We start from the raw sequence: 9,512 nt of genomic DNA, 5'->3' as shown, positions 1-9,512 counted from the left end.
CGAGACCAGAAACCTTAAAGAAGCGTAAAGGCCGCGGCTACGATGCCATTCTTGCAAAAGACACCGTAGCCGCGGCTAATTATTCGCCTAGCGGGGAGACGAATCAGCGACCCATGCTGAGCATCCGCTTGGCCTTGCGGCTCTTCACCGCAAGCACGCCCGCACCGCCGGCGAGCACGACCGCCGCGACGATGAACAGGGCGATGCCCATGCCACCCGTGGACGGAAGCTGGCTCTTATCGTAGATGTTCGTGTACGTGTACGGATGCTCAGCGCTGCCGTCGTCACCGGAGACAATGCCAGTTTTATTGTCGGCGTTCGCAAGGAGTCCATTCTTGAGCACGTTGGTGATTTGGGTCGTCATGGTCGGAGTGTCGGTGTCATTGGTTCCCGGCGTCTGAGTGACCTTGAGAATGAACCGTCCCCAATACCCCTTGGCTGTATCGCTGTTATACGGGTTTGGAGCATCGGTTTCCTTGATCAGATAGGTGCCTTCCTTCAAACCAGAGAAAGCGAACTTGCCGCCATCGGCGGACGTCTTGCTTTCGCTGGCCTGATTGTGATTGGTGCCGAACACGTTTTCGAACTTGCCATCTTCCGTGCTGTTGAAGAGCGTTTCGAACGTGTCCTTATTGGTGACGGCGTCTGCGTCGGTCGCATTGGCGAGTTTCTTGATCGTGAACGTGGCTCCGTCCAGACCAGTCTTGTCGTTGTCCTGAACGCCCTTCTTGAGGAAGTTGACGCTGGTCGAACCGATGATGCCGAAGTCCTGCTTGGCGGTGCTTACGCCCTTGGCGAGTTCGACGGTCAGCGCGCCGGACGCGTTGTCGACCTCATAGCCTTGCAGCTCCGTGCCGACGAGGATCGGACTGATGGTCTTGTAGTAACGTTCCGTGCCATCCGTGGTGATCTTCACGTCATCGACGGTCTGGTCGACGATCAGGTACAGACCCTCGTTGTTTTCACCGAAGTCGAAGGTCACGGAACCCTTGTCGGTTCTGCTGCCAGTGACGGTGACCGCCGGATTGGTGCCGGGAATCTCGTTGGTCGCCTTGGTCTTCAGGGCTTCGGCGAACTTCTTGATGGAGCCCGACGGGATACGATACTGGCCGTTTGCGGGCGTGCCGGTGTCGGCGAACATCTGACGACCAAGCCACGTCAGCGGGTCGAGATTCGCATTGGTCGCCGCTTCCGCATCGTACTTGGTCTTCAGATTCGTCACTTCATTGTTATTGGAGTCGTAGCCCGACATTTGGCCCAATGCAGTCTTGACGTCTTCGGTCAGGTTTGCGGCGGTTTCCAGCGTCACGTAGTGCCTGCCGTCGGGTGCATCGTTGGTGTTATAGGTACCGATCTTCACATACTTGAAGGTACGGAGCGTCGCTTGAGTCAGCTCCTTGCTGGTGTCGGTCACGTCGGTCGTGTAGAACTGCTGCACGCTGTAGGTGCCGTTCAGCGTGATCGTATGTCCCTTGCTCGGCGTGCCGTCGGCCGCAACCGGAGCTGCGACGGAGTTCGCGTCGCTCGGGTCGGCTTGTGCGATCGATCCGATGGCGAGTCCGCCGATCATGGTGGCGATGGCCGTGAGGACGGCCAGTGGTTTCCTGCTTCTCATCATAGTTTTCGGCTATTCGCTGTTTGTGGTGGGTGTGGGTTAGGCGGTGGTGACGGCTTTGAGGTCGAGTTTGCCGCAGGTCAAGTAGATCATGGTGGCGAAGTAGTCCATGTTCCGGAAGCCGCGGGCCCGTCGCTTGACGTTCTGGATGACGCTGTTGATGCCCTCGAGAACGGCGTTGGTGTACGGGTGCGTGAAGTAGGCGAGGATCTCGTCCCAGTGTCGGCGGATCAGGCGGGCGAACTCCTTCATGGGCTCGAGCCTCGAGTGCATCATCCACGAGCATAGGCGGTGCAGACCGGCCCATGCCTCGGCTTTGGTGGAGCTGGTCTCGTAGATGTCCTGCAGGACCTCCCTCATCCGGCACGCCCTCGCGGTCTTCAGCCGCTGCTTCGCGAGGCCGCGCTTCGTCTCCAATTGCAGCTCGGTCAGGCTCTCCTCGTTCCTGAGCCACAGGTATTTGGTCCGTTTGAGCAGCGGGTTCTGCCGTCCCTCGGCCTTGCGGACCTTGTCGACGGCCTCGTTGGCGTGCTTGACCACATGGAACTTGTCGACGATTCGCCGCGCGTTGGGCAGCCGCTCGCGGATGCCTTTTTGGAAGCCCAGGCTCATGTCGCAGGTGACGAGACGCATGTATTCGGGCACCCCGTTGTGGCTCATGAAATCGTCGACGAACCGCTTGACGGTGGTCGAGTCCTTGCCCAGCGTCACGTTGATGACATCGTGCTCGACGAGATCGGCGACCACGGTGATGTAGCTGTGGCCCTTGCGGCTGGTCTCGTCGATGCCGATGGCCTCCACGCCTGTGTAATCCTCCAATTCGCGTGCCTCGTCGACGTAGTGGGCGATGAACCGCCACAGGCGCGTGTCGGTCTCGGCCAACTGTTCGGCGAGCGTGCTGACGGGCAGGTGACGGGCCATCTCCACCGCCCACGCCTCGAACAGGAGCGTGAATCCCGAACCGGGTCTCGCCCACGGGGCCGGGACCGTTCTCACCCCGTGCTCGGGACACGCAACACGCGGCATGCCGGCGTGAATGAACGCCTTGTACTGGAAGAAGTTCAGGTGGCGCCACACACGTTCCCGCCTGTCGTGCACCGGGCAGGAGGCCTGCCCGCATCCCGTCTCGGGGCAATGGAAGCGGGCGCCCGTCTCGAAGCCGATCGTGATGTGCAGCTCCCGCCGACCGTCGGCGGCGTCACGAAAGTCCACGGACTCCACCCTCCAAGGCTCCTGCAACTGGAGCGCGGCGGTGAACAGGTGAGAGGTATCCATGCCTCCAACCTACCCGACCCTCACCACCCCACACACGCCAATCACCCACTACAAACAGCGAAAGGCCTAGTTTTCCTTAACTAATTTCTTCCTGAAAATGTGGTTTTGCGAACGATTCGTTTTCCGACGCCCCCTCAGTCGGGACCGCGCGCCTTGTGCCTCAACGTCACGATGTCACCTGGCTTCCCGGCGCTTCGCCCACCAGGTGATCGTGAGGGATCCGCCGAGCAGGAGCACGCCCATGGTCAGCCAGCCTCGCGGCGTCGGACCGCCCGTCGACGGGAGGAAACTGATCGCACGACTGTTACCCACCTTGTTATCGGTGACCGTCGTGCCGTTGTGCTGGAGGGTGACAGCTTCCGCCGGCTGGTTTGCCGTGATCGTGAACTTGTAAGTGGCCTTGCGCATCACATAGCCGGCCGGAGCCCTGGTCTCCGTCAGCTCGTACGAGCCTGGTTCGAGTTTTTCCAGCCTGAACTTGCCGGGATCGGCGTCCGCGTCGGCCCAACGGTTTTCGGACGCGTCGGTCGGACGCTGAGCGTTGGATTTGCCGGAACATCCGTTGGCGTTCGACCCGCAGTCGAGCACCGTCCACGCGGGTTGCTGGTCGGCGGCGATGTCCTTGTTGTCGGCGTTCTTGGTGCGGACGAGCTTCCATTCCGCGCCGCCAATGGCCTGACCGGTATCGGCGTCGGTCTTCGTCCACGACACGCTCCGCACCGTGTTCGCGATCACGCCTTTCATATTCGCGTCGGTCCACGTGGCCGTCATCGCATCGTTCTCGTTGACCACCGTGAACGCGTATTCAACGGTCGAGGGCATCCAATACCCGTCGGGCGCCTGGGTTTCGACGAGCTTGTACGATCCCTCCTTGAGTCCCTTGGTTCCGGTCGCGTCAAGCGTGACCTTGAACACGCCGGCGATCGGCTCCTCGTCCTTGCCCTGATACCCGTTCTTGCCGGTATTGTCCGTGATCGTATCGTACCCGTCGACCGTCTGACCATTGTTGTCAGTGATCTTCCACACGGATCCGCCGATCGGCTGATTGCTGGTCGAGTCGATCTTCTTCCACGTGAGCGCGCCGGTGACCGGCTGATCGCCGATCGTACGACCACCGTCGACCAGCGCATTGCCGTTGGTCGGAACAGTCAGCGTGGGCTGTTCGGGCACCTTGTTGTCGGTTCCCGCGGCCTTGATCGTGAACGTGTACTCGGTCGGGTTGAGTTCGTAGCCGACCGGCGGAATGGTCTCCTGAAGCGTGTACGTGCCGGGCGCGAGATTAACGATGCTGATCGAACCAATCGTATTGTCGTTGTCGCGCGCCGGATCGTTGTCCGTGACCGGTACCGAACATGTCTTGTCGTCCTCGGCCTTCTGCCAGCAGGTTTTAGGCAGCGTGCCTCCGGCCTGGCATTGCGCTGGACGCATCGACGGGGCCATGTACGGGCTCTTCTCCTCCCCGTCATCACGCGCGTCGAGCTTGTCGTCCGTGGTGGTGATCTTCCACGTGGACGACGACGTCACCGGATCCTTGGTATTCGCGTCGGCCTTGTTCCAGCTCATCGAATACGGGCTGTCGAACACGACCACGCCATTCGACCCAAAACCGCCGCCCGACAGGCGCGCCCCGTTGCCGCTGATCAGAATCTGGCCGGTCGACTGCGCATTATCTTTTTCTGCCGCGTTCGTGACGACGGCCTTCAATGCGAGGCCCTGATCGCCGAAACCGTTCTGATAGTAACCTTTGCCTGCGCAATCATCCTTCGTGCTGATGTTGGTGGCATCAATCTGTCCGTCTCCCTTATTACGGCCATGCGTGTAGTACAGGCAGGTAGTCACCGAATGATTGTCAGCGGCTGTGATGCCGATTTTCTCGTTGTTCGTGGAATTTTCGTCGTAACGGTTCGCATGGCCGTCCTGCCCGTTGTACGTGGAGACGGACAGATTGATGCCACCAACATCAGCACGAAGGATGATTGCGCAGGCAAAGGTTACTATCAGAACGGTTTCGGCGATCAGGGCCTCGCATTGAAGGCCGTCGTCACGAACGCGGCAGAAAAAGATAATGCGCAGTCGACCGGCCAGATTCTGATCAGCGGCAACGGGGCGCGCCTGTCGGGCGGCGGTTTTGGGTCGAATGGCGTGGTCGTGTTCGACAGCCCGTATTCGATGAGCTGGAACAAGGCCGACGCGAATACCAAGGATCCGGTGACGTCGTCGTCCACGTGGAAGATCACCACCACGGACGACAAGCTCGACGCGCGTGATGACGGGGAGGAGAAGAGCCCGTACATGGCCCCGTCGATGCGTCCAGCGCAATGCCAGGCCGGAGGCACGCTGCCTAAAACCTGCTGGCAGAAGGACGAGGACGACAAGACATGGTCGGTAACGGTCACGGACAACGATCCGACGCGCGACAACGACAATACGATTGGTTCGATCAGCATCGATAATCTCGCGCCCGGCACGTACACGCTTCAGGAGACCATTCCGCCGGTCGGCTACGAACTCAACCCGACCGAGTACACGTTCACGATCAAGGCCGCGGGAACCGACAACAAGGTGCCCGAACAGCCCACGCTGACTGTTCCGACCAACGGCAATGCGCTGGTCGACGGTGGTCGTACGATCGGCGATCAGCCGGTCACCGGCGCGCTCACGTGGAAGAAGATCGACTCGACCAGCAATCAGCCGATCGGCGGATCCGTGTGGAAGATCACTGACAACAATGGTCAGACGGTCGACGGGTACGATACGATCACGGACAATACCGGCAAGAACGGGTATCAGGGCAAGGACGAGGAGCCGATCGCCGGCGTGTTCAAGGTCACGCTTGACGCGACCGGAACCAAGGGACTCAAGGAGGGATCGTACAAGCTCGTCGAAACCCAGGCGCCCGACGGGTATTGGATGCCCTCGACCGTTGAATACGCGTTCACGGTGGTCAACGAGAACGATGCGATGACGGCCACGTGGACCGACGCGAATATGAAAGGCGTGATCGCGAACACGGTGCGGAGCGTGTCGTGGACGAAGACCGACGCCGATACCGGTCAGGCCATTGGCGGCGCGGAATGGAAGCTCGTCCGCACCAAGAACGCCGACAACAAGGACATCGCCGCCGACCAGCAACCCGCGTGGACGGTGCTCGACTGCGGGTCGAACGCCAACGGATGTTCCGGCAAATCCAACGCTCAGCGTCCGACCGACGCGTCCGAAAACCGTTGGGCCGACGCGGACGCCGATCCCGGCAAGTTCAGGCTGGAAAAACTCGAACCAGGCTCGTACGAGCTGACGGAGACCAGGGCTCCGGCCGGCTATGTGATGCGCAAGGCCACTTACAAGTTCACGATCACGGCAAACCAGCCGGCGGAAGCTGTCACCCTCCAGCACAACGGCACGACGGTCACCGATAACAAGGTGGGTAACAGTCGTGCGATCAGTTTCCTCCCGTCGACGGGCGGTCCGACGCCGCGAGGCTGGCTGACCATGGGCGTGCTCCTGCTCGGCGGATCCCTCACGATCACCTGGTGGGCGAAGCGCCGGGAAGCCAGGTGACATCGTGACGTTGAGGCACAAGGCGCGCGGTCCCGACTGAGGGGGCGTCGGAAAACGAATCGTTCGCAAAACCACATTTTCAGGAAGAAATTAGTTAAGGAAAACTAGGCCTTTCGCTGTTTGTAGTGGGTGATTGGCGTGTGTGGGGTGGTGAGGGTCGGGTAGGTTGGAGGCATGGATACCTCTCACCTGTTCACCGCCGCGCTCCAGTTGCAGGAGCCTTGGAGGGTGGAGTCCGTGGACTTTCGTGACGCCGCCGACGGTCGGCGGGAGCTGCACATCACGATCGGCTTCGAGACGGGCGCCCGCTTCCATTGCCCCGAGACGGGATGCGGGCAGGCCTCCTGCCCGGTGCACGACAGGCGGGAACGTGTGTGGCGCCACCTGAACTTCTTCCAGTACAAGGCGTTCATTCACGCCGGCATGCCGCGTGTTGCGTGTCCCGAGCACGGGGTGAGAACGGTCCCGGCCCCGTGGGCGAGACCCGGTTCGGGATTCACGCTCCTGTTCGAGGCGTGGGCGGTGGAGATGGCCCGTCACCTGCCCGTCAGCACGCTCGCCGAACAGTTGGCCGAGACCGACACGCGCCTGTGGCGGTTCATCGCCCACTACGTCGACGAGGCACGCGAATTGGAGGATTACACAGGCGTGGAGGCCATCGGCATCGACGAGACCAGCCGCAAGGGCCACAGCTACATCACCGTGGTCGCCGATCTCGTCGAGCACGATGTCATCAACGTGACGCTGGGCAAGGACTCGACCACCGTCAAGCGGTTCGTCGACGATTTCATGAGCCACAACGGGGTGCCCGAATACATGCGTCTCGTCACCTGCGACATGAGCCTGGGCTTCCAAAAAGGCATCCGCGAGCGGCTGCCCAACGCGCGGCGAATCGTCGACAAGTTCCATGTGGTCAAGCACGCCAACGAGGCCGTCGACAAGGTCCGCAAGGCCGAGGGACGGCAGAACCCGCTGCTCAAACGGACCAAATACCTGTGGCTCAGGAACGAGGAGAGCCTGACCGAGCTGCAATTGGAGACGAAGCGCGGCCTCGCGAAGCAGCGGCTGAAGACCGCGAGGGCGTGCCGGATGAGGGAGGTCCTGCAGGACATCTACGAGACCAGCTCCACCAAAGCCGAGGCATGGGCCGGTCTGCACCGCCTATGCTCGTGGATGATGCACTCGAGGCTCGAGCCCATGAAGGAGTTCGCCCGCCTGATCCGCCGACACTGGGACGAGATCCTCGCCTACTTCACGCACCCGTACACCAACGCCGTTCTCGAGGGCATCAACAGCGTCATCCAGAACGTCAAGCGACGGGCCCGCGGCTTCCGGAACATGGACTACTTCGCCACCATGATCTACTTGACCTGCGGCAAACTCGACCTCAAAGCCGTCACCACCGCCTAACCCACACCCACCACAAACAGCGAATAGCCGAAAACTATGATGAGAAGCAGGAAACCACTGGCCGTCCTCACGGCCATCGCCACCATGATCGGCGGACTCGCCATCGGATCGATCGCACAAGCCGACCCGAGCGACGCGAACTCCGTCGCAGCTCCGGTTGCGGCCGACGGCACGCCGAGCAAGGGACATACGATCACGCTGAACGGCACCTACAGCGTGCAGCAGTTCTACACGACCGACGTGACCGACACCAGCAAGGAGCTGACTCAAGCGACGCTCCGTACCTTCAAGTATGTGAAGATCGGTACCTATAACACCAACGATGCACCCGACGGCAGGCACTACGTGACGCTGGAAACCGCCGCAAACCTGACCGAAGACGTCAAGACTGCATTGGGCCAAATGTCGGGCTACGACTCCAATAACAATGAAGTGACGAATCTGAAGACCAAGTACGATGCGGAAGCGGCGACCAATGCGAATCTCGACCCGCTGACGTGGCTTGGTCGTCAGATGTTCGCCGACACCGGCACGCCCGCAAACGGCCAGTATCGTATCCCGTCGGGCTCCATCAAGAAGTTCGCCGAAGCCCTGAAGACCAAGGCGACCAACGAGATTCCCGGCACCAATCCGGCGGTCACCGTCACTGGCAGCAGAACCGACAAGGGTTCCGTGACCTTCGACTTCGGTGAAAACAACGAGGGTCTGTACCTGATCGTCGACCAGACCGTCGATGACGTGAAGATCACCACGGATGGCACGGAACGTTACTACAAGACCATCAGTCCGATCCTCGTCGGCACGGAGCTGCAAGGCTATGAGGTCGACAACGCGTCCGGCGCGCTGACCGTCGAACTCGCCAAGGGCGTAAGCACCGCCAAGCAGGACTTCGGCATCATCGGTTCGACCAGCGTCAACTTCCTCAAGAAGGGCGTTCAGGACAACGACAAGACTGGTCTGGACGGAGCCACGTTCACGATCAAGAAACTCGCCAATGCGACCGACGCAGACGCCGTCACCAATAAGGACACGTTCGAAACGCTCTTCAACAGCACGGAAGATGGCAAGTTCGAAAACGTGTTCGGCACCAATCACAATCAGGCCAGCGAAAGCAAGACGTCCGCCGATGGCGGCAAGTTCGCTTTCTCTGGTTTGAAGGAAGGCACCTATCTGATCAAGGAAACCGATGCTCCAAACCCGTATAACAGCGATACAGCCAAGGGGTATTGGGGACGGTTCATTCTCAAGGTCACTCAGACGCCGGGAACCAATGACACCGACACTCCGACCATGACGACCCAAATCACCAACGTGCTCAAGAATGGACTCCTTGCGAACGCCGACAATAAAACTGGCATTGTCTCCGGTGACGACGGCAGCGCTGAGCATCCGTACACGTACACGAACATCTACGATAAGAGCCAGCTTCCGTCCACGGGTGGCATGGGCATCGCCCTGTTCATCGTCGCGGCGGTCGTGCTCGCCGGCGGTGCGGGCGTGCTTGCGGTGAAGAGCCGCAAGGCCAAGCGGATGCTCAGCATGGGTCGCTGATTCGTCTCCCCGCTAGGCGAATAATTAGCCGCGGCTACGGTGTCTTTTGCAAGAATGGCATCGTAGCCGCGGCCTTTACGCTTCTTTAAGGTTTCTGGTCTCG

The 9,512-nt window shown here is 60.6% G+C and carries 6 protein-coding genes; 3 read left to right on the top strand and 3 right to left on the bottom strand.

Annotation, left to right across the window (positions count from 1 at the left end; genetic code table 11):
• Positions 1–103: 103 nt before the first annotated feature.
• The 3 genes from JS533_RS12855 to JS533_RS12845 form a co-directional block, all read right to left on the bottom strand.
• Complete coding sequence (locus tag JS533_RS12855) at positions 104–1,618, bottom strand: SpaA isopeptide-forming pilin-related protein (protein WP_241515120.1); 1,515 nt, start codon at positions 1,616–1,618, stop codon at positions 104–106.
• Positions 1,619–1,654: 36 nt separating this feature from the next.
• A complete protein-coding gene (locus tag JS533_RS12850; protein WP_241515122.1) occupies positions 1,655–2,890 on the bottom strand; it encodes an ISL3 family transposase in 1,236 nt (411 codons plus the stop codon).
• 174 nt (positions 2,891–3,064) lie between these two features.
• A complete protein-coding gene (locus tag JS533_RS12845; RefSeq protein WP_241515126.1) occupies positions 3,065–4,729 on the bottom strand; it encodes an MSCRAMM family protein in 1,665 nt (554 codons plus the stop codon).
• A gap of 69 nt (positions 4,730–4,798) precedes the next feature.
• Between JS533_RS12845 and JS533_RS12840 the strand changes: the two genes are divergently transcribed.
• The 3 genes from JS533_RS12840 (at position 4,799) to JS533_RS12830 (ending at position 9,409) form a co-directional block, all read left to right on the top strand.
• Complete coding sequence (locus JS533_RS12840) at positions 4,799–6,448, top strand: MSCRAMM family protein (RefSeq protein ID WP_241515124.1); 1,650 nt, start codon at positions 4,799–4,801, stop codon at positions 6,446–6,448.
• Between the two features lie 174 nt (positions 6,449–6,622).
• The gene (locus JS533_RS12835; RefSeq protein ID WP_241515122.1) at positions 6,623–7,858 is read left to right on the top strand and encodes an ISL3 family transposase; all 1,236 of its coding nucleotides are present in this window, start codon (positions 6,623–6,625) and stop codon (positions 7,856–7,858) included.
• A gap of 36 nt (positions 7,859–7,894) precedes the next feature.
• A complete protein-coding gene (locus JS533_RS12830; RefSeq protein WP_241515120.1) occupies positions 7,895–9,409 on the top strand; it encodes a SpaA isopeptide-forming pilin-related protein in 1,515 nt (504 codons plus the stop codon).
• The last annotated feature ends 103 nt before the right edge of the window (positions 9,410–9,512 follow it).

This window comes from Bifidobacterium amazonense, assembly GCF_018555435.2.
GTDB classification, from domain to species: Bacteria; Actinomycetota; Actinomycetes; order Actinomycetales; family Bifidobacteriaceae; genus Bifidobacterium; species Bifidobacterium amazonense.
The sequence above is the reverse complement of the archived record's forward strand: the minus strand, read 5'-3'. Positions and strand labels throughout refer to the sequence as shown.

Bases quoted from the DNA above. Each gene is read 5' to 3' on its own strand.
- JS533_RS12855 (WP_241515120.1), bottom strand. From the start codon at position 1,618: ATGATGAGAAGCAGGAAACCACTGGCCGTCCTCACGGCCATCGCCACC.
- JS533_RS12840 (WP_241515124.1), top strand. From the start codon at position 4,799: ATGGCCGTCCTGCCCGTTGTACGTGGAGACGGACAGATTGATGCCACC.
- JS533_RS12830 (WP_241515120.1), top strand. From the start codon at position 7,895: ATGATGAGAAGCAGGAAACCACTGGCCGTCCTCACGGCCATCGCCACC.
- JS533_RS12835 (WP_241515122.1), top strand. From the start codon at position 6,623: ATGGATACCTCTCACCTGTTCACCGCCGCGCTCCAGTTGCAGGAGCCT.
- JS533_RS12850 (WP_241515122.1), bottom strand. From the start codon at position 2,890: ATGGATACCTCTCACCTGTTCACCGCCGCGCTCCAGTTGCAGGAGCCT.